This window comes from Pseudomonas sp. URIL14HWK12:I5 (genome assembly GCF_900176445.1).
Taxonomy (GTDB): Bacteria; Pseudomonadota; Gammaproteobacteria; order Pseudomonadales; family Pseudomonadaceae; genus Aquipseudomonas; species Aquipseudomonas monteilii.
This window is the reverse complement of sequence record NZ_FWXQ01000006.1, coordinates 268,718-294,934: the sequence shown is the minus strand read 5'-3', so window position 1 is coordinate 294,934 and position 26,217 is coordinate 268,718. Positions and strand designations below refer to the sequence as shown.

The 26,217-nt window shown below is 62.8% G+C and carries 25 protein-coding genes and 2 pseudogenes; 12 read left to right on the top strand and 15 right to left on the bottom strand.

Annotated elements, in window-relative coordinates; all coding sequences use genetic code 11:
- Nucleotides 1-25: 25 nt before the first annotated feature.
- Nucleotides 26-1,033, bottom strand: coding sequence for a GlxA family transcriptional regulator (locus tag B9A31_RS16180; RefSeq protein ID WP_028699619.1), 1,008 nt, complete (start codon nucleotides 1,031-1,033; stop codon nucleotides 26-28).
- Nucleotides 1,034-1,214: 181 nt separating this feature from the next.
- On the opposite strand from B9A31_RS16180, the gene pssA reads away from it, so the two are divergent.
- Together pssA and B9A31_RS16170 are read left to right on the top strand one after the other, a co-directional pair.
- Nucleotides 1,215-2,543 (top strand): CDP-diacylglycerol--serine O-phosphatidyltransferase, encoded by a 1,329-nt coding sequence (pssA, locus tag B9A31_RS16175; protein WP_025754502.1) that lies wholly within the window; start codon nucleotides 1,215-1,217, stop codon nucleotides 2,541-2,543.
- Nucleotides 2,544-2,869: 326 nt separating this feature from the next.
- Nucleotides 2,870-4,015, top strand: a complete 1,146-nt coding sequence (locus B9A31_RS16170; RefSeq protein ID WP_025754501.1) for a GGDEF domain-containing protein — start codon at nucleotides 2,870-2,872, stop codon at nucleotides 4,013-4,015.
- A gap of 39 nt (nucleotides 4,016-4,054) precedes the next feature.
- Here the strand turns inward: B9A31_RS16170 and ppnN are convergent, their stop codons facing one another.
- Nucleotides 4,055-5,428 (bottom strand): nucleotide 5'-monophosphate nucleosidase PpnN, encoded by a 1,374-nt coding sequence (gene ppnN / locus B9A31_RS16165; protein WP_019097861.1) that lies wholly within the window; start codon nucleotides 5,426-5,428, stop codon nucleotides 4,055-4,057.
- A gap of 148 nt (nucleotides 5,429-5,576) precedes the next feature.
- Entirely contained in the window at nucleotides 5,577-6,638 is a 1,062-nt protein-coding gene (locus tag B9A31_RS16160; RefSeq protein WP_025754500.1) for a YeiH family protein, read from the bottom strand.
- Between the two features lie 111 nt (nucleotides 6,639-6,749).
- On the opposite strand from B9A31_RS16160, the gene B9A31_RS16155 reads away from it, so the two are divergent.
- A complete protein-coding gene (locus B9A31_RS16155) occupies nucleotides 6,750-7,655 on the top strand; it encodes a LysR family transcriptional regulator (RefSeq protein ID WP_084297144.1) in 906 nt (301 codons plus the stop codon).
- Here B9A31_RS16155 and B9A31_RS27765 read toward each other — a convergent pair.
- Nucleotides 7,624-7,893 (bottom strand): annotated as a pseudogene (locus B9A31_RS27765) (aldo/keto reductase); the annotation flags it as partial. The gene B9A31_RS16155 and the pseudogene B9A31_RS27765 overlap by 32 nt on opposite strands.
- Nucleotides 7,894-7,973: 80 nt before the next feature.
- Here B9A31_RS27765 and B9A31_RS27525 point away from each other — a divergent pair.
- Nucleotides 7,974-8,252: pseudogene (locus B9A31_RS27525) on the top strand (RHS repeat-associated core domain-containing protein); the annotation flags it as partial.
- A 51-nt stretch (nucleotides 8,253-8,303) separates the two neighbouring features.
- Nucleotides 8,304-8,846: a hypothetical protein gene (locus B9A31_RS27520; protein ID WP_232062875.1), complete on the top strand. Its 543-nt coding sequence runs from the start codon at nucleotides 8,304-8,306 to the stop codon at nucleotides 8,844-8,846.
- Between the two features lie 70 nt (nucleotides 8,847-8,916).
- Here the strand turns inward: B9A31_RS27520 and B9A31_RS16140 are convergent, their stop codons facing one another.
- Together B9A31_RS16140 and B9A31_RS16135 are read right to left on the bottom strand one after the other, a co-directional pair.
- Complete coding sequence (locus tag B9A31_RS16140) at nucleotides 8,917-9,261, bottom strand: DMT family transporter (RefSeq protein ID WP_081717249.1); 345 nt, start codon at nucleotides 9,259-9,261, stop codon at nucleotides 8,917-8,919.
- Nucleotides 9,262-9,320: 59 nt separating this feature from the next.
- On the bottom strand, nucleotides 9,321-9,914 hold the full coding sequence (locus B9A31_RS16135; protein ID WP_016715694.1) for a helix-turn-helix domain-containing protein: 594 nt from the start codon (nucleotides 9,912-9,914) through the stop codon (nucleotides 9,321-9,323).
- 346 nt (nucleotides 9,915-10,260) lie between these two features.
- Here B9A31_RS16135 and glnT point away from each other — a divergent pair, with 346 nt between their 5' ends.
- The 5 genes from glnT (at nucleotide 10,261) to B9A31_RS16110 (ending at nucleotide 15,968) form a co-directional block, all read left to right on the top strand.
- Nucleotides 10,261-11,595, top strand: coding sequence for a type III glutamate--ammonia ligase (gene glnT, locus B9A31_RS16130; RefSeq protein WP_019097857.1), 1,335 nt, complete (start codon nucleotides 10,261-10,263; stop codon nucleotides 11,593-11,595).
- A 65-nt stretch (nucleotides 11,596-11,660) separates the two neighbouring features.
- Nucleotides 11,661-12,566: a class II glutamine amidotransferase gene (locus B9A31_RS16125; RefSeq protein WP_016715696.1), complete on the top strand. Its 906-nt coding sequence runs from the start codon at nucleotides 11,661-11,663 to the stop codon at nucleotides 12,564-12,566.
- Nucleotides 12,567-12,593: 27 nt separating this feature from the next.
- Nucleotides 12,594-13,268, top strand: coding sequence for a GltB/FmdC/FwdC-like GXGXG domain-containing protein (locus B9A31_RS16120; protein ID WP_025754498.1), 675 nt, complete (start codon nucleotides 12,594-12,596; stop codon nucleotides 13,266-13,268).
- Between the two features lie 15 nt (nucleotides 13,269-13,283).
- Nucleotides 13,284-14,609, top strand: a complete 1,326-nt coding sequence (locus B9A31_RS16115; protein ID WP_016715698.1) for an FMN-binding glutamate synthase family protein — start codon at nucleotides 13,284-13,286, stop codon at nucleotides 14,607-14,609.
- A 57-nt stretch (nucleotides 14,610-14,666) separates the two neighbouring features.
- The gene (locus B9A31_RS16110) at nucleotides 14,667-15,968 is read left to right on the top strand and encodes an ammonium transporter (RefSeq protein WP_019097855.1); all 1,302 of its coding nucleotides are present in this window, start codon (nucleotides 14,667-14,669) and stop codon (nucleotides 15,966-15,968) included.
- Nucleotides 15,969-16,031: 63 nt separating this feature from the next.
- Here the strand turns inward: B9A31_RS16110 and B9A31_RS16105 are convergent, their stop codons facing one another.
- The gene (locus B9A31_RS16105; protein WP_084297143.1) at nucleotides 16,032-17,444 is read right to left on the bottom strand and encodes a purine-cytosine permease family protein; all 1,413 of its coding nucleotides are present in this window, start codon (nucleotides 17,442-17,444) and stop codon (nucleotides 16,032-16,034) included.
- 294 nt (nucleotides 17,445-17,738) lie between these two features.
- Nucleotides 17,739-18,191 (bottom strand): Lrp/AsnC family transcriptional regulator, encoded by a 453-nt coding sequence (locus B9A31_RS16100; RefSeq protein WP_016715700.1) that lies wholly within the window; start codon nucleotides 18,189-18,191, stop codon nucleotides 17,739-17,741.
- A 112-nt stretch (nucleotides 18,192-18,303) separates the two neighbouring features.
- On the opposite strand from B9A31_RS16100, the gene B9A31_RS16095 reads away from it, so the two are divergent.
- Both B9A31_RS16095 and B9A31_RS16090 read left to right on the top strand, forming a co-directional pair.
- The gene (locus B9A31_RS16095; protein ID WP_016715701.1) at nucleotides 18,304-18,918 is read left to right on the top strand and encodes a LysE family translocator; all 615 of its coding nucleotides are present in this window, start codon (nucleotides 18,304-18,306) and stop codon (nucleotides 18,916-18,918) included.
- Nucleotides 18,919-18,984: 66 nt separating this feature from the next.
- Nucleotides 18,985-19,617 (top strand): LysE family translocator, encoded by a 633-nt coding sequence (locus B9A31_RS16090; RefSeq protein WP_025754496.1) that lies wholly within the window; start codon nucleotides 18,985-18,987, stop codon nucleotides 19,615-19,617.
- Between the two features lie 3 nt (nucleotides 19,618-19,620).
- Here the strand turns inward: B9A31_RS16090 and B9A31_RS16085 are convergent, their stop codons facing one another.
- The 7 genes from B9A31_RS16085 to B9A31_RS16055 all read right to left on the bottom strand — a co-directional run bounded on the left by B9A31_RS16085 (nucleotide 19,621) and on the right by B9A31_RS16055 (nucleotide 26,194).
- Nucleotides 19,621-21,402 carry an ATP-binding protein gene (locus B9A31_RS16085; RefSeq protein ID WP_016715703.1) on the bottom strand — a complete coding sequence of 594 codons (1,782 nt, stop codon included), beginning with the start codon at nucleotides 21,400-21,402 and terminating at the stop codon, nucleotides 19,621-19,623.
- Nucleotides 21,403-21,502: 100 nt separating this feature from the next.
- The gene (locus B9A31_RS16080; protein ID WP_084297142.1) at nucleotides 21,503-22,066 is read right to left on the bottom strand and encodes an NUDIX hydrolase; all 564 of its coding nucleotides are present in this window, start codon (nucleotides 22,064-22,066) and stop codon (nucleotides 21,503-21,505) included.
- A gap of 21 nt (nucleotides 22,067-22,087) precedes the next feature.
- Nucleotides 22,088-22,834: a GntR family transcriptional regulator gene (locus B9A31_RS16075; protein ID WP_016715705.1), complete on the bottom strand. Its 747-nt coding sequence runs from the start codon at nucleotides 22,832-22,834 to the stop codon at nucleotides 22,088-22,090.
- Nucleotides 22,835-22,922: 88 nt separating this feature from the next.
- Nucleotides 22,923-23,312: a carboxymuconolactone decarboxylase family protein gene (locus B9A31_RS16070; protein ID WP_016715706.1), complete on the bottom strand. Its 390-nt coding sequence runs from the start codon at nucleotides 23,310-23,312 to the stop codon at nucleotides 22,923-22,925.
- A 72-nt stretch (nucleotides 23,313-23,384) separates the two neighbouring features.
- Nucleotides 23,385-23,870, bottom strand: a complete 486-nt coding sequence (locus B9A31_RS16065; protein ID WP_016715707.1) for a flavin reductase family protein — start codon at nucleotides 23,868-23,870, stop codon at nucleotides 23,385-23,387.
- A 12-nt stretch (nucleotides 23,871-23,882) separates the two neighbouring features.
- Nucleotides 23,883-25,364, bottom strand: coding sequence for an aldehyde dehydrogenase (locus tag B9A31_RS16060; RefSeq protein ID WP_016715708.1), 1,482 nt, complete (start codon nucleotides 25,362-25,364; stop codon nucleotides 23,883-23,885).
- Entirely contained in the window at nucleotides 25,361-26,194 is an 834-nt protein-coding gene (locus B9A31_RS16055; protein ID WP_019097888.1) for an alpha/beta fold hydrolase, read from the bottom strand. The genes B9A31_RS16060 and B9A31_RS16055 overlap by 4 nt, the downstream gene beginning before the upstream one ends.
- Between the last annotated feature and the right edge of the window lie 23 nt (nucleotides 26,195-26,217).

Below are 26,217 nucleotides of genomic sequence, written 5' to 3'. Positions count from 1 at the left end.
GGTAAAAGCGATACAAAAACTTGAATTAATGCAGCGAAGCCTGCCGCCGCTCCCCCAGCGGCGACAACCCGAAGAATCGGCTATAGCTCTTGGAAAAATGCGCCGGCGAACTGAACCCGCAAGCCAACGCCACCTCCCGCACCTGCACATCACTGCGCAGCAGCAACTCCCGCGCCCTCGACAGCCGTAACTCCAGGTAATACTGGCTGGGCGTACGCTGCAGGTACTTGTGAAACAGCCGCTCCAACTGGCGCACGGTCACTTCATTGAGGCTGGCCAGCTCTTCCAGCCCCAGCGGTTCTTCCAGATTGGCTTCCATGATCGCCACCACCTGGCTCAGCTTGGGTTGGGCGCTGCCCAACAGGGTGCGCAGCGGCACCCGCTGGCGCTCGCGCTCGCCCCGCATGCGGTCGCACAGCAACAGCTCGGCCGCCTTGGCCGCGATGTCCTGGCCGCCAGCCTCGCGGGCTACCAGTTGCAGCATCATGTCCATGGCTGCCACACCGCCCGAGCAGGTGTAGCGGTCGCGGTCCAGTTCGAACAGCTGGCTGGAGATCACGATGCCGGGGAAGTGTGCCTGCAATGTCGGCAAGTCTTCCCAGTGGATGGTGCAGCGGTAGCCCTTTAGCAGTTCGGCCTTGGCCAGCAGGTAGCTGCCGGTACAGATACCGCCCAACGGCATGTGTTGGCGGGCCAGCTGGCGCAACCAGTCGATCAACGGACGGTTACCTCGACTACGGTCGATGGGGTTGGCACCCACCACCAGCAGGGTATCCAGTGCGGGCGCGTTGGCGATGCTGTAGTCGGGTAAGACGCGCATGCCGTTGCTGGCCGTCACTGGCGCATCGTCTGCTGCGATGAGCACACTGCGAAACAGTGGCTTGCGCGCGGCCAGGTTGGCCATGCGCAAGGTTTCTACCGCAGAGGCCAGGCCGATGGTGGTGAAATTGGGCAAAATCAGAAAGCCGAAGGTCTTCGCGGAACAACTCTTTACAATAGACGGCGATGGGGTTGCAGAAGCGGGGTGGACCATTGCGCTGTTCCTGTGCAAGCTGAGGCATAGTTCGTCAGGGGCAGTGAGAAAATACAGCCTCGCGTGGTTCTTGTTTTTATAGGTCGTTGCCGGGTCGATCTTACACCCCCGGCGCAGCGACCAGGAATGGCCCCGCCGGCTGGCAGGGCCGACAGTGATTGCACAGAGAAGGTGATCGTTCGTGAACCCCGAATCCATGCTGGCGGCATTGCCAGGCTACGCCATGTCGCCCGAGTCGATCCAGGTGCTGCCCGATGCCAAGGCCTACCGCGCCTGCCTGTTCGAGCGCATCCGCGCTGCAACCCGGCGCATCGTCATCGTTGCGTTGTACTTGCAGGAAGACGAGGCCGGCCAGGAAGTGCTGGATGCCTTGTACCAGGCCAAGGCCGAGCGGCCGGGCCTGGAAATCACTATCGTGGTCGACTGGTTCCGTGCCCGCCGTGGCCTGCTCGGGGCCGGTCGCCAGCCGGGTAACGCCGCCTGGTACCAGGCCCAGCGCCAGTTGCGCGGGCTGGATATCGTCATTCACGGGGTGCCAGTGCAGACCCGTGAGTTGTTCGGTGTGTTGCACCTGAAGGGCAGCATCATCGACGACTGTGTGATCTACACCGGCGCCAGCCTGAACAACGTGTACCTGCACCGCTTCGACCGTTATCGCCTGGACCGCTATCACCTGTTCCAGTCACCGGCGCTGGCCGACGCCATGGTCGGCCTGGTAGCGCGCCTGCTGCACCACACCGCCACACCACGCCTCGACTTGCCCGCACCACCCGCCACCCGTAGCCTGCGCGGCGACATTCGGCGCTTGCGTGCGCGGTTGCGGCGCATGGCGTACGAGGCACCGGCCGCCGTGCCTGGGGAGGGGTTGCGGGTGGTGCCACTGTTGGGCGTGGGCCGTGGCAACCCGTTGAACCGGGCGCTGTGCGCCCTGCTAGCGGCGGCGCGCACGCACATCATCATCAGCACGCCGTATTTCAACCCGCCACGGGTGGTGATGCGTGAGCTCGACCATGCGCTGGAGCGGGGCGTGCACGTTGAGCTGATCGTGGGTGACCGCACGGCCAACGACTTCTACATCGCCCCCGGTGAGCCGTTCAGTGCCAGTGGCGCTTTGCCTTATCTGTATGAAGACAACCTGCGAGGCTTCGCCCGGCGCCGCCACGCGGCCATTACCCGTGGCCAGCTGGAAGTGCGGATCTGGAACGATCCCGGGCATACCTTCCACGCCAAGGGCGTGTGGGTCGACCAGCGCTATTCGCTGCTGACCGGCAACAACCTGAACCCGCGGGGGTTCAACCTGGACCTTGAGAACGGCCTGCTCATCGATGACCCGCTGGGGCAGTGGCTGGCGCCACGAGAGGCGGAGCTGGCCGAGTTGCGCCGGTTTGCGCCGAAAATCGGCTCGGCCGAGGCGTTGGGGGTCAAGGCCGAGCACCCCAAGGAAGTGCGCAAGTTCCTGCGGCGGTTGCGTTATAGCCGGTTGGAGCCGTTGATCAAGCGGGTGCTCTGAGCCCTTGCACTCTTCCAAAAGCCGTGCCCGCGCCTACAGGGACCGCGCCGGCTCGGCGACCTTAGCTAAGCCTGTGCTTGTCTGAGTGCTCACGGGCGGGCAACGGGTGCGTTTTCTTGGGTGAATGCATCGCGATTTGAGTGGTGAACACGACCGCTTGATGTCAATATGATATTGCTTGCGCACGACCATGGACAGGGGCTGGGCTATCATTTGCAGGCAACCGTGCAAGGCCCCTCTGAAAAGTCATCACGAGCGCATACAATCGGGCCTTTTCTTCGTTAACCAGATAGGCCAATGCGTATATGGCGCTAGATCCACCCACGATGCTGACCATCTCGGTCGCCCTGGCAGCAGCAGCTGCGTTGTACCTGGCGATTGAGTGGCGCAGCGTCCGCGAAACCTCTTTGCTGTTCTGGAGTGCAGGTTTTGCCACCATTACTGTCGGCTGTGTTCTGGCCTTGCTACGCGGGATCGGCTTGCTGTTCATCGGCATCTGGTTCGCCAATGGCTTGCTGGTGGTTGCGCACTGGTTTTTCCTGATGGGCGTGTTGCGTTTTACCCAAGACCGTTTGTCGCGGGCCTGGTTATTGGTTGTGGTCGTGTGGTTCGCCTTGCTTTTGCTGCCCGTGGGGCCGCAGTGGTCGAAGGTGATGTTGATGGTCAACTCGCTGCTGGTGGCCGCGCTGACGTTGAAGGCCAGCTTCCTGTTGCGGCCGCACGGCAAGTCGCTGAGCGTGGGCGCGGTGCAGCTGCGCTATGTGTTGCTGCTTCACGGGCTGTTCTACGTGGCCAAGGCGGTCATTGCGATCACGCCGGGCACCTTGATTGACCTGGCCACCTTTGGCGGGCTGATCATTCAGATTTCCCTGGTCGAGGGGGCGATGGCGATCATGCTGATTGCCTTGTCGATGACGGGGACCGTGCGTTATCGACGCGAGGAGCGGATTGCCAGGTTGGCCGCGCGCGACCCGTTGACTGCGCTCTACAACCGCCGCGCGCTGGAAGTGCGGGCCGGGCATTTCTTCAAGGAAGTGAGCCCGGCGCAACCCGGGGCCTTGCTGCTGATCGACATCGACAACTTCAAGCTGGTCAACGACCTGCATGGGCATATCGCGGGTGATCGCTTGCTGATTGCCCTGAGCGAACTCATTCGCACAGGACTGCCCGAGCGCTCGCTGGCAGCGCGTTTGGGCGGTGATGAGTTCGTCATCTTGCTGTGCGGGGCGAGCAGCGAGCGGGTCATGGAGTTGGGTGGGCTATTGCGTGAACAGTTCCAGCAGTACGCCAGCAAGACCGTGCCTACACCGCAGGCGGTCACCTTGAGTATCGGTGCCAACCTGTTCGAGCAGCCGCCGGCCAGCCTGGCGGCGTTGATCGAGCAGGGGGATGTGGCGTTGTACCAGTCCAAACGCAGTGGGCGGGACAGTATCCGGTTTGTAGAGCGGCCTATGGCAGACCTTAGCCAATAGGCCATCGGGGCCGCCAAGCGGCCCCGATGTTATGGGCTATCAGGTCACCACCTGGTAGCACGGTACATACGCCGCGCCGCCGGGCAGCTTCATCCGGTGCTGGTCGACGAAGGCCTGCAACAGCCGGCCCAGCGGGTCCAGCACGGCGCTGTCGCCACGGATCTGGTACGGCCCGTGCTCCTCGATCAGGCGGATGCCCTTGTCTTTCACGTTACCCGCAACAATGCCGGAAAACGCCCGGCGCAGGTTGGCTGCCAGTTCATGGGGCGGCAGCTCGCGGCGCAGGTCCAGCTCGGCCATGGCCTGGTGGGTCGGGTCGAACGGGCGCTGGAAGCTCTCCTCGATCTTCAGCAGCCAGTTGAAGTGGAAGGCATCGTTACGCTCGCGGCGGAACTGCTTGACCTCTTTGAGCCCTTCGACCATGTGCCGGGCAACTTCCGCCGGGTCGTCGATGATGATTTCGTACAGCCGGTGCGCTGCTTCACCCAAGGTGGCGCCGACAAAGGCATGCAACTGCTGCAGGTAAGGCTCGGCACTGCGCGGGCCGGTGAGTACCACCGGGAACGGCAGGTCGTGGTTGTCCGGGTGCATGAGGATGCCCAGCAGGTACAGGAACTCCTCGGCCGTGCCGGCACCGCCCGGGAAGATGATGATGCCGTGGCCGACACGTACGAAGGCTTCCAGGCGCTTCTCGATGTCCGGCAGGATCACCAGTTCGTTGACGATAGGGTTGGGCGCTTCGGCGGCGATGATGCCCGGTTCGGTCAGGCCCAGGTAACGGCTGCCGTGCATGCGCTGCTTGGCGTGGGCGATGGTGGCGCCCTTCATCGGCCCCTTCATCACGCCAGGGCCGCAGCCGGTGCACACGTCCAGTTTACGCAGGCCAAGCTCGTGGCCGACCTTCTTGGTGTACTGGTATTCCTCGGTGCTGATCGAGTGGCCGCCCCAGCACACCACCATTTTTGGCTCCACGCCCGGGCGCAGGGTGCGCGCGTTGCGCAGCAGGTGGAAGACGTAGTCGGTGATGCCCTGGGAGCTTTCCAGATCGATGCGCTGGCTGGCCAGTTCGCTTTCGGTGTAGACGATGTCGCGCAGGGCGCTGAACAGCATTTCACGGGTGCTGGCGATCATTTCGCCATCGACGAAGGCGTCGGCCGGGGCATTCAAGAGCTCCAGGCGGACACCGCGGTCCTGTTGGTGGATTCTCACCTCGAAGTCCTTGTAGGCCTCGAGAATGGTCTTGGCATTGTCGACATGGGCGCCGGTGTTGAGGATGGCCAGGGCGCACTGGCGGAACAGGGTGTAAAGGCTACCGGTACCGACTTCACTCAGTTGCTGCACTTCACGTTGTGACAGCGTTTCCAGGCTGCCTTTGGGGCTGACGGATGCATTGATGACATTGCGTTGAGGCATCTAAGTCTTTCCTGTGCGGGTAAAACATCCTTCTTTGACAACACCATACCGAGAAATGTGGGCGGCAACGAGAGGGCTAGTGAAAAAGCTTGAGGCCGGGTTGGCTTCTTCGCGTATTTACCCGCGAAGAAGCCAACCCGGCCTCAAGTCAGCCCAACAGCTTCTGCACGCCGACTGTAATCGCCAAACCACCCCCGACCAGCCACAGGTTGAGAATCGCCCCGGTCGCCAGCGCCTTCGGCCCAGCCTGGCGGATCTGGCTGAAGCGGGTTTCCATCCCCAGTGCCGTCATGGCCATGGTCAGGGCAAAGGTGTCCAGGCTGTTCACCGCCTGGGTCACGCTACCAGGCAGCACCTGCAACGAGTTCACCAGTACCAGAGCGAGGAAGCCGAAGGCGAACCAAGGCATGGCGATACGCCCATTGCCCTGCGCCTGGCCGGCTTTGCGCGAACGGCTGATCCACAGGCCTACCACCAACAGTACCGGCACCAGCAACATTACCCGGGTCATCTTGACGATGGTTGCGATATGGGTGGCTTCAGGGCTTACGTTACTGGCGGCGCCAACCACCTGGGCCACTTCATGAATAGTGCCGCCCAGGAACAACCCGGCACCCATCGTGTCGAGGTGCAGCCAGCCGGCGTTGATGGCCAGCGGGTACAGGAACATCGACAAGGTGCCGAACAGCACCACGCTACCGACTGCCATGGCGCTCTTGTGCGGGGCACTGCGCAGTGCCGATTCGAAGGCCAGCACCGCAGCGGCGCCGCAGATGGCGCTACCGGCGGCCGTCAGTAAGGCAGTATCGCGGTCCAGCTTGAACAGTTTCATGCCGCACCACAGGCCGATCAACAGTGTGCTAGATACCACCAGCAGCGACACGATAAGCCCCGACCAGCCGACTTCGGCGATCTCCTGCAGGCTGACGCGCAGGCCAAAGAAGGCCACGGCGATGCGCAACAGGCCGCGCGCAGAAAAGTTGATACCCGCCGCCCAGCTAGCCGGTACGCCGTCACGCAGCGCGTTGCCATACAGCGCACCGGCGACAATACCGACGATCAGCGGGCTGATGCCCAGGTTGGCGATGGCGGGCATGGCGGCCAGCTGAGTGACCGCGAGCGCGAACAACGCCACGAACAGGATGCCATTGAGCCGCCCTCGGGTAGAGAGGGTAGGTGCAAAAGCAGGGTTGGACGGAACCGTGGCCATGTGAGTCCTCCGGAAAGGTATTTCGACAAGGCCTACGTTAATCTGGTTATAAGCTTATAAAAAATCGTAATTTAGGATGGCAAATATCCGAATAGCTGATATTTTTCATTCATGACCCCAGAACAGCTGATAACGTTCGCCACCGTTGCCGAGCATGGCAACATCAGCCATGCGGCCCAGGCCCTGCATCTGTCGCAGCCGGCTGTGTCCGGCCAGCTCAAGCTGTTGCAGGAGGCGTTTGGCGAGCCGCTCTATCAACGTGCCGGCCGTGGTGTACGGTTGACGGCGGCTGGCGAGCAACTGCTGGCCAATGCCGAGCGCCTGCGTGAAACCTTTCGTCAGGCGCAGGCGCTGCGCGAAGCCATGCGCGGGCTGGAGCGCGGGACCTTGCGCATCGGTGCCAGCACCACGCCGGCCAGCTACCTGCTGCCTTACTTGATTGCCGATTTCCACGGGCGCTATCCAGACGTGCTGGTCACCACTTCACATGGCAACACGGCGGAAATTGTTGCCGCCCTGGACAGTGTCGATATCGCCCTGATCGAAGGCCCGCCGGGACAGGAGCTGCCGCTGGGCACGGAAGTGACGGCATGGCGTGAGGACGAGATCGTGGCCATCGTGCCACGGGGTCACCCCTTGGCTGACAGTGATCAGCAGACGCTGGCGTCACTGGGAGCCTGCCCACTGGTGCTGCGCGAAAGCGGCTCGGGTGTGCGGCAAATCGTCGAGCGGGCGTTTGCCCGTGAGGGTGTGGCGATGCGCGTGGCGCTGGAGATTGCCGGGGTGGAAGGGGTGAAGGAGGCGGTACGGGCCGGGATGGGGGTTGGCTTTGTGTCGGCGATGTCCATTCGCCATGAAGATGGGGCGCTGCACCGGCTGCAGGTTACGCCGCAGGCGCTGGTGCGTCGGTTCTCCATTCTGGTGCCGCATGCGGCAACCCCCTCGCGGGCGGCTGCGCGGTTTCTTGAGTTGTGTGTTGGCAGGCAATTTGGCTGGGGCGGCGTGCGGCTACGATAGTTCCGGATACCGCGGGATTACGCAGAACCCAAGCGATCGCTACAGCCGCCGCACCGACCCCGTGCCTGACACCGATATCTGCCATGACTTCTACCAAAGCGAGGTTCTTGCTTAGGCGAGGTTCCTGGAAATCCGCGCTGCGCGTTTTTCGCCAGTCGTCATCGGGCAGTTGTGCAATTCGCTCGCGGCTCATGCTTCCCGTCAATAGGCCAGATTGCAACGTTGAGTAGGCAATGACTGACCTGGTAAAAATATCAGTTTCCAAACCACGAATGTCTATCTAGGGTGAAGGCATCTGAGGCTTGGGATAGTTTTGCCATGGATTGTCTCCTTCGGGGTGTAAGTCTCCAGAGTCGTCCGAACCTTGATCTAGCCTATACGGTTTACGGTTTCTCTGAGCTGTCACAACATTCGTCCATTATCGGATTCGCCGGACAGCGGCGTGACGCAGTGCATGGCTTGTATCCGCTAGGAAATGGTCGGCGTCTGTATAGCCCTTCAATCTGCCGCTTTACCAGCCCTGACTCTATAAGCCCGTTTGGTAGCGGGGGGATAAATGCGTATGCCTATTGCTCAGGTGATCCTGTGAATTATGTTGACCCTTCTGGGTCTTCCAGAAATGCCTCCAGGGGACAAGTGAACCCTCGAATGAGTCTGGATATCAATGTTTTGCAAAAAGAGGGTTTTCCATCAAGCTTGCAGCCACAGCTTTCACATTTCCGGAAAGTGGCGAAGGGAATACATCGGGGGACGATGGAAAAGAGTGTTGTAGCTGCACGGTTATATAAGCACGGGGCTCCGCACTATGGGTACACCCGATGGGATCTAAAATACAATTTTGAAACCGATGGGTTTGCAGCGGATTTCGTGGCTGGCAGCCCCATTTTTCATTTGCCGGTTGGTCACTATGAGACGAAGCTGAATATCTTTGTGTTGGGCGTGGGACCTTTTAAACCCGCACGAGGGCTCGGAAATTATAAATCTTACGAAGTCAGTAAAAGAGATCTTAGGAGTTTCTCTCTTCCTGCTGCTCAGCACGAGAGACCGCAGCTAGCAGGGTCAGCGTGGCGTGAAGTTGCTAAAGCAATGTGGGATGTGCGTTTCCAAAGGGAGATTGACCGGTTTGATAGGATGCTTGAGCGCTATGGACCACCAGAAGCGCCGCCTTCTCCACCCCCTAGGCGAAGCTAACTCTAGAAGTAAGCCTTCTCGCTTCGTCAAGCAGGCGCGGCATGCGTTGAGCCGCGCCCAGGACAGATATTCAGTGCGCGCAGCGACTGGTGTCCCCTTGCTCCGCAGGTGCTTTGCGCGCGTCAGCTAGAATAGTCGCCAGCACGATCAGCGCAGCACCCGCAGCCATGCGCAGGCTCGGTTGGTCACCAAACAACCACCATGCCCCGATGATCGCGCACACCGGCTCCAGCGCGATGATCATGCCGGCAATGCGGGCTTCCAGGCCTTCCAGGCTCTTGACGAACAGGAACTGCGACAACCCGGTGCAGAACACACCCAACAAGGCCAGGTCGACCCAGTCGCTGCCTGCCAGGCGGGTGCTGCCCAGCAGGTCGAAAGTCGGTACCACCAACACCAGGCCGGCGGTAACCATCTTGCGGGCGATGTGTGCTTGCCTGATCGCGATATCGGCAGTTGCCTTGCTACGCCGCGTCACTCTTCGCCGTAGTTCATGATCGACAACAGGCGGATGGGCACCTGCACCAGCTGTTCGGGGCCATGCGGGGTCTCACCGTCGAAGGTCAGGCTGTCGCCAGCGTGCATGTGATAGAGCTGGTTGCCATGGCGGTACACCAGTTCGCCTTCCAGCAGGTGGAGGAATTCGGTGCCCGGGTGGGCGAAGGTCGGGAACTCTTCGCTGGCGTCATCCATGCTCACCATGTAAGCCTCGAAGTTCTTTTTCGGCCCCCTGGCGTGATTGAGCAAATGGTAGGTGTGGCCCTTCTCGGTGCCGCGGCGCACCACCTCCAGCCCTTCGCCGGCCTTCACCAGCAAGGCATTGCCGTCGGGCTGGTCATATTGGCTGAACAGCTTGGCCATCGGCATGCCCAGTACGTCGCACAGGCGGCTGAGGGTGTCGAGGCTGGTGGACACCTGGGCGTTCTCGATCTTGCTCAGCATGCCCTGGCTGATGCCGGCGATGCGCGCCACATCGGCGAGCTTGAGGGACTGGGCCTGGCGCTGGCGCTTGATCTGCAGGCCCAGGTACTGCTCCAGGCGAAGGCGCGGTTCGGTTTCGGTCGACATCGAATGTCCTGCACGGTTTCAGTTCAAGAATAAAGATTTCGCACTGGGAAAGTGCGAAAAGCAGCTGCGTTGGCTGCTTCTTTCCTCGGGTGAAAACAAGTTTCCCATAAATAGAGCTTAAATATCAGCCTGGGTTTTGAGTTGTCTGTGCGGGCCTCATCGCGGTCAAGCCCGCTCCTACAGGGGCTGCGGTGTATTTTTGCAGGAGCGGGCTTACCCGCGATGAGGCCAGATCAGGCGGTACACAAGGGCGCTGTGGACAGAGTTGGCAAGCGCATTGCATTCCTGTGGGGAAATTAAGTTTCTCATGCGGAATCATTGCCCCTTACCCAGGAGTGTTCAACCCATGTTGCCAGCAGAAACCCAGCGCACCCTCGACCAGCACGGCATCAAGTACGTGCTGGCGCAGTTCGTCGATATCCATGGCTCGGCGAAGACCAAATCGGTGCCGGTCTCGGGCCTGAAGATGGTGGCCGAAGAGGGCGCCGGCTTTGCCGGGTTCGCCATCTGCGGCATGGGCATGGAGCCGCACGGCCCGGACTTCATGGCCCGTGGCGACCTTTCCACCTTGATCCCGGTACCGTGGCAGCCGGGGTACGGCCGGGTGGTGTGCGTGGGGCATGTCAACGGCCAGCCCTGGCCTTACGACAGCCGCTATGTGTTGCAACAACAGGTGCAACGCCTGGCCGACAAGGGCTGGACCTTGAACACCGGCCTGGAGCCGGAATTCAGCCTGTTCCGCCGTGACGAAGGCGGCAAGCTGCAACTGGTGGATGCCTCCGACAACCTCGACAAGCCTTGCTACGACTACAAGGGCCTGTCGCGCTCGCGGCTGTTTCTCGAGCGCCTGACCGAGGCCCTGCAACCGGTAGGCTTCGACATCTACCAGATCGACCACGAAGACGCCAACGGCCAGTTCGAGATCAACTACACCTACAGCGACGCCATGGAGTCGGCCGACCGCTTTACCTTCTTCCGCATGGCCGCCGGTGAAATCGCCAACGACCTGGGGATGATCTGCTCGTTCATGCCCAAGCCCGACCCCAAGCGTGCCGGCAATGGCATGCACTTCCACCTCTCGCTGGCCAGCAGCACCAACAAGAACCTGTTCCACGACGCGTCCGACAGCAGCGGCATGGGCCTGTCGAAGCTGGCCTACCACTTTGCCGCAGGGCTCCTGGCCCACGGCCCGGCGTTGTGTGCCTTCGCGGCACCGACGGTCAATTCCTACAAGCGGCTGGTGGTGGGGCGTTCCTTGTCGGGTTCGACGTGGGCGCCGGCCTTCGTGGCCTGGGGGGCCAACAACCGCTCGGCGATGGTGCGCATCCCGTATGGCCGCCTGGAGTTCCGCCTGCCGGACGCCGGCTGCAACCCGTACCTGGTTACCGCCGCGATCATCGCCGCCGGGCTCGATGGCATCGACCGCCAGTTGGAGCCGGGCGAGATGTGCAACGAGAACCTTTACAACCTCAGCCTTGAAGAAATTGCCGCACGCGGCATCAAGACCCTGCCGCAATCGCTGAAGGAAGCCGCCGACGCGCTCGAAGCCGACCCGTTGTTCCGCGAGGTGTTGGGCGCCGAGATTGTCGACGAGTTCATCAAGCTCAAGCGCATGGAGTGGGTGGAGTACTGCCGCCATGTCTCCGACTGGGAAATCCAGCGTTACACCGAGTTCTTCTGACCGCCCCAATCCTCTGGGCGGCCAATACGACAGCGACCGCCCACTGCCTAGTAAGGAGCATCACCATGTGTGGAATCGTAGGTCTGTACCTGAAAAAGCCCGAGCTGGAGGCCCAGCTTGGCAAACTCTTCGAACCCATGCTCGAAGCCATGACCGACCGTGGCCCGGACAGCGCAGGCTTTGCCATCTACGGCGACGAGGTGGCGGATGGCTGGGTCAAGCTGACCCTGCAAGCCACGGATATCAACTACGACTGGGCCACCCTGATGGGCCAGCTGGAGGGGCGCCTGGGCTGCTCGCTTGACGGGTTCCAGAATGCCAGCGCGGCGGTGCTCAAAGTGCATACCAGCGAAGCGGCTGCCCGCCAGGCACTGAGCGAACTGGCCCCGGCCGTGCGCATCATGAGCGCCGGGCAAAGCATCGAAATCCTCAAGGGTATGGGCCTGCCGGCTGAAATCTCCAGCCGTTTCGGCCTGGCCGGCATGAAGGGCAGCCACATCATTGGCCATACCCGCATGGCCACCGAAAGCGCCGTGACCATGGAAGGCAGCCACCCGTTTTCCACCGGTGCCGACCTGTGCCTTGTGCACAACGGCTCGCTGTCCAACCACTTCCGCCTGCGCCAGGAACTGAAGCGCGAAGGCATCAGTTTCGAAACCGATAACGACACCGAAGTGGCCGCCGGCTACCTGACCTGGCGCCTGCAGCAGGGCGATACCCTGGCCCAGGCCCTGGATGGCGCGCTGGAAGACCTGGACGGCTTCTTCACCTTCGCCATCGGCACCCGCAACGGCTTTGCCGTGATCCGCGACCCGATTGCCTGCAAGCCGGCAGTGCTAGCCGAGACCGAAGACTACGTGGCCATGGCCTCGGAATACCAGGCACTGGCCAGCCTGCCGGGTATCGAGCATGCCAAGGTCTGGGAGCCGGCTCCGGCCACCCTGTACGTCTGGGAGCGCGAAAGCGCCTGACCTGCCACCGAACCTCTGGAGAACCTTATGAAAACGATCGACCTTTCCAGCACTTCGGTGCGTGTGCTCAACCAGTCCCTGCACGGTGAGGTGCAAGACCACGAATGGCGGGTGACCCACCCCGATGGCAAACACAACCTGGCCGTGGGCATCAACGCCGCCGTGGCGGTGGATATCGAAGGCCACGCTGGCTACTACTGCGCCGGCATGAACCAGCAGGCCAGCGTGACCGTGCATGGCAACGTGGGCGTGGGCGTGGCCGAAAACATGATGTCTGGCTCGGTGCGGGTCAAGGGCAGTGCCTCCCAGGCCGCTGGCGCCACCGCCCATGGCGGGCTGCTGGTGATCGAGGGTGATGCCGGTGCCCGTTGCGGCATTTCCATGAAAGGCGTGGACATCGTGGTGGGCGGCAGCATCGGCCACATGAGCTGCTTCATGGGCCAGGCCGGGCGCCTGGTGGTGTGTGGTGATGCCGGCGATGCGTTGGGCGACTCGCTGTACGAGGTGCAGATTTACGTCAAAGGCTCGGTGCAGTCGCTGGGCTCGGACTGCATCGAAAAAGAAATGCGCGCCGAGCACCTTACAGCGTTGCAGGAGCTGCTGAACAAGGCAGGCCTGGAGCACAAGGCCGCCGATTTCAAACGCTACGGCTCGGCCCGCCAGCTGTACAACTTCAAAGTCGACAACGCCAGCGCGTACTGATCCAGGAGCATTCCCATGAGCGAACAATTCCCCCCGGTACTGCGTGAGTCGGCCACCTTCGATCGCCTGACCATCCAGGAAATCCAGCGTGCCGCCGAAACCGGCATCTACGACATTCGCGGTGGTGGCACCAAACGCCGTGTGCCGCACTTCGACGACCTGCTGCTGCTGGGTGCCAGCGTGTCGCGCTACCCGCTGGAAGGCTACCGCGAGAAGTGCGGCACCGATGTGGTGCTGGGCAACCGGTTTGCGAAAAAGCCGATCCACCTGAAAATCCCGGTGACCATCGCCGGTATGAGCTTCGGCGCGCTGTCGGCCAATGCCAAGGAAGCGCTGGGCCGTGGTGCGACCATCGCCGGCACCAGCACCACCACCGGCGACGGCGGTATGACCCCTGAAGAACGCGGTCAGTCGCAGCATCTGGTGTACCAGTACCTGCCGTCGCGCTATGGCATGAACCCGGATGACCTGCGCAAGGCCGATGCTATCGAGATCGTCCTCGGCCAGGGCGCCAAGCCGGGCGGTGGCGGCATGCTGTTGGGCATGAAAGTCACCGAACGGGTGGCCGGCATGCGCACCTTGCCGATTGGTGTCGACCAGCGCAGCGCCTGCCGCCACCCCGATTGGACCGGGCCGGACGACCTGGCGATCAAGATTGCCGAGATCCGTGAAATCACTGACTGGGAAAAGCCCATCTACGTGAAAATCGGCGCCAGCCGCCCGTACTACGACGTCAAGCTGGCAGTGAAGGCCGGTGCCGATGTGATCGTGCTCGACGGCATGCAGGGGGGGACTGCGGCGACGCAGGAAGTGTTCATCGAACACGTCGGCATCCCGATTCTGCCGGCCATCCCGCAGGCAGTGCAGGCCCTTCAGGAAATGGGCATGCACCGCAAGGTGCAGCTGATTGTATCGGGTGGCATTCGCAACGGTGCCGACGTGGCCAAGGCCATGGCACTGGGCGCCGATGCGGTGGCCATTGGTACGGCGGCGTTGATCGCCCTGGGTGACAACCACCCGCGACTGGACAGCGAACTGAAGAAGATTGGCTCGGCGGCCGGCTTCTATGACGACTGGCAGAACGGTCGCGACCCGGCCGGCATCACCACCCAGGACCCGGAGCTGGCCAAGCGCCTGAACCCGGAAGAGGCCGGGCGCCGATTGGCCAACTACCTGCGCGTACTGGTGCTGGAAGCGCAGACCATGGCACGGGCGTGTGGCAAGTCGCACCTGCACAACCTGGACCCGGAGGACCTGGTGGCGTTGACCGTGGAAGCGGCGGCGATGGCACGGGTGCCGCTGGCGGGGACTGCGTGGGTACCGGGCCAGGCGCAGTACTGATCTACCCCGACACCGCCGGCTGCCAGCCGGCGGTTTTCATTGCACAGGAGTGACTCCATGAAGCTTGCCCTTGCTGTTGTGCTGTTCGCACTGACACCGCTGGCCTATGCCGCGGAACCCACCCTGGACACCGGCAACACCGCCTGGATGATCTGCGCCGCGATGTTCGTGCTGATGATGTGCATACCCGGCCTGGCGCTGTTCTACGGTGGCATGGTACGGGCGAAGAACTTCCTTTCGGTGTTCACCCAACTGTTTGCCGTAGCGGGTGTGATCGGCATCCTTTGGGTGCTGTTTGGCTACAGCCTGGTGGTCGACACCACGGGTATGGTCGAGGGGCAGTTGACCTTCAACAGCTTCATCGGCGGCCTGGACAAGGCGCTGATGCTGAACATCGGCCACGACAGCCTGGTGGGCACGATCCCGGAAGGTGTGTTCGCGGTGTTCCAGCTGACGTTCGCCATCATCACCCCAGCGCTGATTGCCGGTGGTTTTGCCGAACGCATGAAGTTCAGTGCGTCGTTGCTGTTCATGGGGGCCTGGTTCGTGCTGGTGTATGCGCCGATCGCCCATATGGTGTGGGGCGGGCCGGGGGCGCTGATGGTCAACTGGGGCGTGCTGGACTTTGCCGGCGGCACGGCGGTGCATATCAACTCCGGCGTCGCTGCCTTGGCGGCTGCGTTGATGCTGGGCAAGCGCAAGGGCTATCCGCAGGTGGCCATGCCGCCACACAACCTCGGTTTTACCCTGGTGGGTGCCGGGTTGTTGTGGGTGGGCTGGTTTGGCTTCAACGTGGGGTCGGGGCTGGCGGCCAACGAAGGAGCAGGGGTGGTGATGCTGGCGACCATGGTGGCGGCCTGCGCCGGGATTGTCGGCTGGTTGCTGACCGAGAAGGTGATGCATGGTCGGCCGACTGCCCTCGGTGCGGCTTCCGGCGCGCTGGCAGGCTTGGTGGGGATTACCCCGGCCTGTGCGTTTGTCGGGCCTTTGGGGGCTGTAGTGATTGGCCTGTTGACCGGGGCCATCTGTTTCTTTGCCGTGACCCGGCTGAAACAGGCATTGGGGTATGACGACAGCCTGGACGTGTTCGGGCTGCATGGTGTGGGCGGGATGGTCGGTGCGATTCTGACCGGCGTATTTGCTGCGCCGGCGTTGGGCGGTTATGTAGAGGGCGTATCGCCGATAGGGCAGGCGCTGGTGCAGTTGAAGGGGGTGGCGTTCACCTTCGTCTACTGCTTCGTGGTGAGCTGGGCGATTCTTGGGGCCATCAAGCTGACCGTGGGCCTGCGGGCCAGTCGGGAAGAGGAAGAGCAGGGGCTGGACCTGGCGGAGCACAATGAGCGGGCGTACAACCTCTGATGGCAAGTGGCCTGTGCTGGCCTCTTCGCGGGGTTGCCCGCGAAGAGGCCAGCACAGGCTGAATCAGTGCCCCATGGCCAACTTGGCACTCATCTGCCGACGACGGTAGGCACTGTCACGCGAAGCCAGCCACCAGTACAGCGGCGAGGTAATCGCCAAGCCCACCAGCCAGGACAGGTCAGCCCCGTTGATGTGCTCGGAAATCGGCCCGACATACAGCGGCGTGTTCATGAACGGGATCTGCACCACGATGCCCACGGCATAGGCGATCAGCGCCTGCGGGTTGTAACGGCCGTAGATACCGCCATCGACCTGGAAGATCGACTGGATGTCGTAGTCCCCCTTGTGAATCGCGTAGAAGTCGATCAGGTTGATCGCCGTCCATGGCACCAGCACCACCAACAGCACCAGCACCATGTCGACGAAGTGGCCGATGAAGTCTGCCGAGGCGAACACCGCCACCACACAGCAGGCCGACAGCACGATCAGCGAAAGCACCGCGCGGCTCTTGGCGGTCGGGATCCAGCGGTAGGCGAAGGTTTGCACCAGGGTGATGATCGACAGCACAGCACCATACAGGTTGAGGGCGTTGTGGCTGATGACACTGAGCAGGAACAGCACCAGCATGACCGGGCCAAGGGTGCCGGTGGCCAGCTTGACCGCGTCCATGGTGTCCATGCCGGTCGGGATCGCCAGTACCGCCACGGCGCCGAAGATGAACGACAGGCTCGAACCCAGGGCCGAGCCAAGGTAGGTGGTCCAGAAGGTCGAGCTGACTTTCACATCCGCCGGCAGGTAGCGGGAGTAGTCCGACACATAGGGCGCAAAGGCGATCTGCCACAGCGCCGCGAGCGACACGGTGGCCAGCCAGCCGGCCAGGTTGAAGCCGCCGCGGGTGAGGAAGTCGTCGCTTTGCACATGGGTGAAGATGTAGCCGAAGCCCACCACGATGCCGATGCCCAGCACCCAGGTGCCGATACGGTTGAGCACGTGGATGAAGCGGTAGCCGATGATGCCGATGATGCCCGAGCCCAGCGCACCGATGACGATGCCCACCGGTACCGGTACGGCGTCGACCACGCCATGCAGCGACTTGCCGGCGAGCACGATGTTGGAGGCGAAGAAACCGATATACATGACCCCGGCGATCACCACCACCAGCAGCGCGCCAAGGGTACCGAACTGGGCGCGGCTCTGGATCATCTGCGGGATGCCCATTTGCGGGCCCTGGGCCGAATGCAGTGCCATCAACACACCACCAACCAGGTGGCCGACCAGGATGGCGATGATGCCCCACACCAGGTTCAGGTGGAACAACTGCACGCCCAGCGCGCCGGTAACGATGGGCAACGGCGCGATGTTGCCGCCGAACCACAGTGTGAACAGATCCCTTACCTTTCCGTGGCGGTCTTGCGGCGGTACGTAGCCGATCGTGTGTTTTTCTATGAGGGGTGCCGAATTGGCTGCACTGGTCATGACTGACTCCAAGGCAAGGTAGGGCATCGGGAACTGCCCGGGGGCGTGCCGGCGAAGGGCGACGCGTTCTTGTTGGAGGGATGATGCGGGGCGCGGGGATAACGAGAAATTAGTAAATATGTACCCATAAACCTTAAAAAACCTAAGGCTGACAAAAGCTTAAACGGTGGACTGTAGCAAGGAGGGTGCCAGTTGGCGGGAGGGCTTGTAGTAGAGGGGTTTGTGGTCTGGCGGGCTGATTTTAGTGGGCTGTGCTGGTGCGCTGCGCCCGTTTTCAGGGCGCAGGCAACACAGCTACATCGGCAACAACCGATCCTGAATCACCTCTTTCATCACCAGTGTCGAGCTCAAGCGCTTCACATTGGGAATGCTGGTCAGCTTCTCGTCATACAGCTTCTGAAACGCCGGCAAGTCCTTGGCCACCACGTGCAGCAGGTAGTCCGGGTCACCGAACAGTCGCTGCGCCTCGACAATCTGCGGGATCTCGGCCACTGCCGCTTCAAAGTCCGCCACCGGCTGGCGGGTGACTTCGCGCAGGGTCACGAATACCAGCGCGGCAAAGTTCAGCCCCACAGCGCTCGGCGCCAGGCGGGCGTGATAGCCCAGAATCGCCCCGGACGCCTCCAGTGCCTTCAGGCGCCGATGGCAGGGCGAGAGGCTGAGCCCCACGCGATCAGCCAGTTCGGTCACCGAGAGGCGACCGTCTTTTTGTAGCTCGGCAAGAATCTTTCGATCGGTCCTGTCCATTGAGAAGGATCTTCCAGTAATTGAGCCACGAAGGGGAATATACGAAAGAAAATCCCTGAACGGAATCCGTAATCTTTCGACATCCCAAGGCAGTGGAAAAAGGAAGATTCAAGTGGCTATCAGTGTTCTGACGGCATTCTGGGCCGTGTCGATGCTGTTCGTGATTACCCCGGGGGCAGACTGGGCCTACGCTATTTCGGCGGGCATGCGCGGGCGCTGGGTGATGCCGGCGGTGGCGGGCATGCTGTCGGGGCATTTCCTGGCCACCCTGGTGGTGGCGGCGGGTGTCGGCAGCCTGCTGGCCGGCCACCCGTTGGCGCTGACCTTGCTGACCCTGGCAGGGTGCAGCTACCTGTTGTGGTTGGGCGGCAACCTGTTGCTGAGCCCGGCATTACCCGAGGCCGGGCAGGGCGGTGTTGGAGAATCGGGCTCGCGCTGGGCGTTGAAGGGTTTTTGCGTCAGCGGGTTGAACCCGAAAGTGTTCCTGCTGTTCCTGGCCCTGTTGCCGCAGTTCACCGACCCGCAGTCAAGCTGGCCGGTGCCGTTGCAGATTCTGCTGCTGGGCCTGGTGCACCTGTGCAGCTCGCTGGTGATCTATTCGTTGGTCGGCTATGGCGCCAAGGCGGTGCTGAGCACCCGGCCGGGGGCGGCCAGGCTGGTCGGGCGGGTGTCGGGGGTGGCGATGATCACGGTGGCCTTGGGCTTGATAGTGGGGCAGATCAACTGAGTTCACCGGTTTCAAAAGGCTTCAGATAAACTCGCAGCAGTCCACAGCACAACCAGGATGTGCCCGATGCCCGAGATAACCCAACTGTTAACGTTTGCCCTGATCTGCCTCGGCATGGTGCTGACCCCGGGGCCGAACATGATCTACCTGATTTCCCGCTCGATCTGCCAGGGGCGCAAGGCCGGCTTGATTTCCCTTGGCGGCGTAGCGCTGGGTTTCGTCATCTACATGTTCTGCGCTGCACTGGGCATCACCGCCCTGGTGATGGCTGTGCCTTTTGCCTACGATGCGCTGCGCATTGGTGGCGCGCTGTACCTGCTGTACCTGGCCTGGCAAGCGCTGCGCCCGGGCGGTCGCTCCCCGTTCCAGGTCAAGGACCTGCCGGCGGACAGCCCGCGCCGGCTGTTTACCATGGGCTTTGCCACCAGCCTGCTGAACCCCAAGATCGCCGTCATGTACCTGTCGTTGATGCCGCAGTTCATCGAGCCAGGGCATGGCAGCGTGCTGCTGCAGTCGCTGGTGCTGGGGTCGACGCAGATCGCCATCAGCGTTTCGGTCAATGCACTGATCGCAGTCATGGCCGGGTCGATCGCCGTATTCCTCGCCGGTCGCCCGTTGTGGCAGCAGGTTCAGCGCTGGCTGATGGGGACGGTGCTGGCGGGCCTGGCCGTGCGAATGCTGGCCGAAGGGCGGCGCTGATCGCTAGGCCTCAGGCGGCGGCTCCTGGGGCAGGTACAAGGTAAAAGTGGTGCCCTGGCCCGGCACACTGTTCACCTGCACATCGCCCCCGGACTGCTTGGCAAAACCGAACACCTGCGACAGCCCGAGCCCGGTGCCTTCACCCGGTGCCTTGGTGGTGAAGAACGGGTCGAAGATGCGCTCCAGCAGTTCGGCGGCAATGCCGACACCGCTGTCGCTCACCGAAATCGCCGCGAACTGGCCCGGCTGTGGCGCCTGGCCACGCAGGGTGGGCAGGTGCTGGTCGGCCTGCAGGCGCAGCTGCAAGGTGCCTTCGCCGGCCATGGCATCGCGGCCGTTGAGCATCAGGTTGATTACCGCGGTTTCCAGCTGGTTGAGGTCGGCACGGATATGGCAAGGCGCCTGCGGCAACTGCAGCTCGACCTGGATCCGCGCACCGGTGGCCGTGTCGAGCATGTCGGCCATGGCTTCCAGTCGTGGCCCGACCTCGAACACTTGCGGGCTCAGGGCCTGGCGGCGGGCGAAGGCCAGCAACTGACCGGTCAGCCTGGTACCGCGGTCAACGGTGTCGGACATGGTTTTGAGGTAGCGCTCGCGACGCTGTGCGTCGAGGTTGGGGCGCTGCAGAAAATGCAGCGATGAGCGAATGATGGTCAGCAGGTTGTTGAAGTCATGGGCCACGCCGCCTGTCAGTTGGCCGATGGCTTCGAGCTTCTGGGCCTGGCGCAGCACGGCTTCTGTGTGTAGCAACTGGCTGGTGCGTTCATCCACGCGCTGTTCGAGGGTGGCATTCAGCGCCTCCAGTGCCGCCATGGCCTCGCGCACTTCGGCGTGGGCCTTTACCCGCTGGACATGCGCCCAGGAGCGCTCGGTGACTTCGCTGATCAGTGCCTGTTCATAGTGGGTCCACTCCCGTGGCGCCTTGTCGTGGATGGCCATCAGCGCGGTCAGCCGGCCGCCTTTGATCAGGGGCATGCAAATAGTCGCGGTAATGCCGATGGCCTGGAAGGTGGCAGCTTCCTCCGGGGACAGCTCGCTCAGGTTGTCCCGGATGACCAACGGCAGGCCACTGCGCAGGCGGCCGACCGCCAGCTTGCCGAAATCCTCCAACCGATAGCGGCCCAACAGATGCGGCGAGCCTGGCGCCACGGCGTCACCGCAGATGGTGAAACCGTCCTCGTCGGGCTCCATCACCGCATAGGCGCAACTCGACAGTTGCAGGTGTTCGACCAGCAGGCGCGTGGTAGTGGCAAGGATCTGGTCCGGGGCGGTGGCGTCGGCCACGGCACGGCCCAGGTCGTCGAGGAATTTCAGGCGCTGGTTGGCGAGCACGCTGGCGGTGGTTTCGGTGACTGTATCGAGCATGCCCAGCACCTTGCCGTCGTGGTCACGGATGGGGCTGTAGCAGAAGGTGAAATAGGCCCGTTCGGGGCTGCCGTTGCGGTCGATGACGAGCGGGAAGTCTTCGATGTACACCGCCTCGCCGGCCAGGGCGCGGTTGGCCATGTGGCCGATGTCGGCCCAGGCTTCCTGCCACACGGCGCGGAAGGGGATGCCCAATGCCGAAGGCTTTTGCCCGAGAATCTGCGAAAAGGCGTCGTTGTGCAGGGTGAGCAGGTCTGGCCCCCAAAGCACGGCTTGCGGGAAGCGCGAGGCCAGGCACAGGGCCAGGCTGGTTTTCAGCGGGTCGGGCCAGTGCTGCAGCGGGCCCAGTGTGGTGGCGGCCCAGTCGTGGTTGCGGATGCGCTCGGCCATCAGCCCGCCGCCGTCTAGCCATTTTGCCATTTGCTCTGCTGGTCCTTTTGCGTAAGGCCTTAAGGGTGCATCCAGAATAGACGTTTGGCGAGAATTTTTGGTGGCTTGCCGGCGATAGGGCCGATACAGGCTAGCGAATGAAGTGCACCTTGCCAGTGTCGTCATTGCCCATGTAGATGCCATAAACACCGGCATGCCGTTCGAGGATATAGCGCTCGAGAATCTGCCGGATTGCCGGATAGTAGATCTCGTCCCACGGGATCTCGTCCGGTTCGAAAAACTTGTACGCCAGCGTCTCGGCCCCGTACTGCCCGGTTTCTTCGATGACGATGGCGCGGAAGATGATATACACCTCGCTGATTTTCGGCACGCTGAAAATCGAGTAAGGCGAAACGATGTCGGCACGTACGCCGCTTTCTTCCCACACCTCGCGCAGCGCCGCCTGCTCGGTGGTTTCGCCGGCTTCCATGAAACCAGCCGGCAAGGTCCAGGTACCCGGGCGCGGGGGGATGGCGCGCTGGCACAGCAGGTACTTGCCATCGCGCTCGATGATGCAGCCGGCGATGATCTTCGGGTTCACGTAGTGGACGTAGCCGCAGCCGTTACAGTGCAGGCGTTCGTGGGTATCGCCTGTGGGAACGCCCCGGGCCAGTTCCGTGGTGCAGTGCGGGCAGTAGCGCGGGGCGTTGGGCATGATCAGCGGCCTATGCGGTTCTTATATACGTGGATCCTTCAGGGCCAGGGGCTCGACCATGTCGCGCACCTTGGCGTTGTCATCCTGCTTTTGACGCAGGTAGTCCAGCGCTACCTTGGCGGCAGCGCGGACGTGGTCGACAGAGGCCTGGTGGGCCACCAGCGGGTCGCCGCCCTTGATCGCCTCGACGATCTTTTCCATTTCGCGGTTGCTGGCGCCACGGCGGTTTTCCTGCGACACCGAGGTGGCACGCAGGTAGCTGATGCGCGCCTGCAACTGGCGCAGCTGCTGGGCCGCCACCTGGTTACCGGAGCCTTCCAGCAGCACATCGTAGAAACCTTGAACCGAGTCCAGCACCTGTTGCAGTTCGCCTTCTTCGAGGGCCTCGCGGTTGACCTCCAGCGCACGTTCCAGGGCACGGATGTCCTTGGCTTTGGCGTTGAGGGTGAACAACTGCACGATCAGCCCTTCGAGCACGCAACGCAGCTCGTAGATGTCGCGGGCATCTTCCAGGGTAATAATGGCTACACGCGGGCCCTTGGCGTCGGCGAATTCCACCAGGCCTTCGGATTCCAGATGTCGCAGCGCTTCGCGCACCGAGGTACGGCTGACCCCAAGGCGGTCGCAGAGGTCACGCTCGACCAGGCGGTCGCCTGGCAGCAGGTGGAAGTTCATGATCGCGGCGCGCAGCTTGTCGAGCACGATTTCGCGCAGGGTAACGGGGTTGCGGTTGACCTTGAAGCTGTCGTCGAGTGGCTGGCGTTTCATCAGGTGCGCTCTTTATGAGGCTGTTGCGCCAACATCGCGGAATACCCCGAACCGAGGCGTTCCATGCAGTGGTTCGAACAGCCCGTTGTTAACGGGTTGGCTCCGCATCGGCTTCGGCAAACGCTTCACGGGCCAGGCGGAAGCTGTCCACCGCCGCGGGTACGCCGCAGTAAATGCCGACCTGGAGCAGGATTTCGCGAATCTGTTCACGGCTCAGGCCATTGCGCAGTGCGCCCCGAATGTGCAGCTTGAGTTCGTGGGGCCGGTTGAGCGCGGAAATCATGGCCAAGTTTATCATGCTGCGCTCTTTGAGCGACAAGCCTTCGCGGCCCCAGACGTGGCCCCAGCAGTATTCGGTGACCAGTTCCTGCAAAGGCTGGGTGAACGCGTCGGCGTTCTGGATCGAGCGGTTGACGTAGTCCTCGCCCAGCACCTGGGTGCGGATGGCCAGGCCTTTCTCGTACTTTTCGTTGCTCATCTGCAGTACTCCGGAATAAAACAGGGGCCGCAACCGAGGGTGAGACGATGAGCGCGGCCCCTAAAAGAGTGATCAGCCAAGCGGGGGCAGGGCGCCCAGCTTGCCTTTGTGGTACACCATCGGCGTTGCCGGCTGCTCGGGCAGCACCAGGTTTTTCACAGCGCCCACGATGATCGCGTGGTCCCCGCCGTCATACTCGCGCCACAGTTCGCACTCGATGATCGCCGTAGCCTTGGCCAGCAGCGGGTTGCCCAGCTCGCTCAGGTGCCAGTCGATGCCTTTGGCCTTGTCCTTGCCCTTGCCGGCGAAGGCATAGGCTTCGGCGGTCTGGTCGGCGGACAGCAGGTGGATCGCAAACTGCTTGCTGTCGCGCAGGATCGGGTAGGTGTCGGAGGCGTAGTTGGGGCAGAACAGCACCAGCGCCGGGTCGATCGACAGCGCGCTGAAGGCGCTGGCGGTGATGCCGACGATGGCGCCGTCGGCGTCCAGGGTGGTGACTACCGTGACGCCGGACGGGAAGGAGCCCATCACGTCTTTGTAGATGCCGGGTTCGATCATCTCGTGTTCCTCTTAGCGCATCACGAACGGGTCGGGCATCGGCGCGGTGGACAGGTTGATCCACACGGTCTTCAGCTCGGTATAGGCCAGCACCGAATCGATGCCGCTCTCGCGGCCGTAGCCGCTGTTCTTGAAGCCGCCGATCGGCGCCATGGCCGACACGGCGCGGTAGGTGTTGACCCAGATGATCCCCGAGCGCACGTCGCGGGCCAGGCGGTGGGCACGGCCCAGGTCGCGGGTCCAGATGCCGGCGGCAAGGCCGAACTGCGAGTCGTTGGCGATTTCCAGTGCCTCTTCTTCGGTCTTGAAGCGGATCACCGCAGCAACCGGGCCGAACACCTCTTCCTGCATGATGGTCATCGCGTTGCTGTCGCACTCGAACAGGGTCGGCTCGTAGAACCAGCCGTCACCTTCGACCTCGGCACGCTTGCCGCCCATGTGCAGCTTGGCGCCTTCGGCCTTGGCTGCAGCGACCAGGCCTTCAACCACCGCGAGTTGTTGCGCGGTGGCCATGGGGCCCATTTCGCTGGCGTCGTCCTGCGGGTTGCCGATGCGGATGCGCTTGGCGCGGGCGATCAGGCGTTCGACGAACACGTCGAAGATTTCGTCCTGTACCAGCAGGCGCGAACCGGCCACGCAGCTTTGGCCGGAGGCGGCATAGATGCCGGCCACAGCGCCATTGATGGCGCTGTCCAGGTCGGCGTCGGCAAAGATGATGTTCGGCGACTTGCCACCCAGCTCCAGCGACAGCTTGGCAAAGTTTTCGGCGCTGCTGCGCACCACATGGCGCGCGGTGGCGGCGCCGCCGGTGAAGGCGATCTTGCGCACCAGCGGGTGGCGGGTCAGCGCCGCGCCGGTGCTTGGGCCGTAACCGGTGACCACGTTGACCACACCTGCCGGGAAACCGGCCTCAAGGGCCAGGCGGGCCAGTTCGAGGATGGTCGCCGAGGCGTGCTCGGACGGCTTGAGCACAATGGTGTTGCCGGCGGCCAGGGCCGGGGCCAGCTTGATCGCGGTGAGGTACAGCGGGCTGTTCCACGGGATGATGCCGGCCACTACGCCAATCGGCTCGTGCACGGTGTAGGCGAACAGGTCGGGCTTGTCCAACGGCAGGGTGCCGCCTTCGAGCTTGTCGGCAAGGCCCGCGGTGTAGTGGAAGAACTCTGGCAGGTAGCCCACCTGGCCGCGGGTTTCGCGGATCAGCTTACCGTTGTCGCGGCTTTCCAGCTGGGCGAGGTGCTCCTTGTTTTCGGCAATCAGGTCGCCCAGGCGACGCAGCAGCTTGCCGCGCGCGGTAGCGGTGATGCTACGCCATTCCTTGCTGTCGAAGGCACGCTGGGCGGCCTGCACCGCCAGTTCGACGTCGGCTTCATCGGCGTCGGGCAGTTGCGCCCAGGCCTGAGCGGTGGCCGGGTTGAGGCTGTCGAAGGTCTTGCCGCTCTGGGCATCGCGCCATTGGCCGTCGATGCACATCTGGAAACGAACGAGGGTCATGCAACAATCCCCTTGGCGGATTCTGTGAGGGTGCGGGCTTGCGCGAGGAAGTCCAGCAGCATCTTGTTGACTTCACGCGGTGCTTCTACCGGCATCATATGCCGTTGCTCGGCGAGGACCACACTGTGCGCACCAGGAATGCTGGCGGCGAGCTGGCGGGTCATGGCCGGGGTAGAGCCCGAGTCGAGTTCGCCGGTGGCGATCAGCGTCGGCACCTGGATGCTGCCCAGGTCGTTGGCGCGGTACATGTCCTGGGTGGCGAACAGCGAATAGGTGGTGTGATAGCCCTGCGGGTCGTTGCTCGCCAGCACTTGGCGGATGGCGGCGACCTGCGCCGGGTTGGCAGCCTTGTATTCACGGCTGAACCAGCGGTCCAGGGCTGCGTCGACGTTGGCGTCGGGGCCCAGCTGCGCAGCCTGGGCGGCGCGGGCAATAACGCCGGCGCTCTGCTCGGGGGTGCGGTTGAACACGCTGTTGAGTACCACCAGTGCTGCCAGGCGTTGCGGGTAGTTCAGGGCAAATGCACGGGCAACCAGGCCGCCCATGGAGAAGCCGATCACGGTGGCTTGTGTGATTTGCAGGTGGTCAAGCAGTTCGGCGAGCTGGGCGGCATAGCCTTCCAGGCCGATGTCGGCAGCCGGCAGGGCGCTTTGGCCGTGGCCGAGCATGTCGTAGGCGATGACGCGGTAGTCGTTGGCCAGGCCAACGATCTGACCGCCCCACATTTCCTTGTTCAGGCCCACGCCGTGGATCAATACCACGGGTTGGCCCTGGCCGACGGACAGGTAGCTGGTGCCGGCAGGGGTGTGTTCAGCGACAGGCTGAATCATGGAGGGCGCTCCTTGAAGGTCGG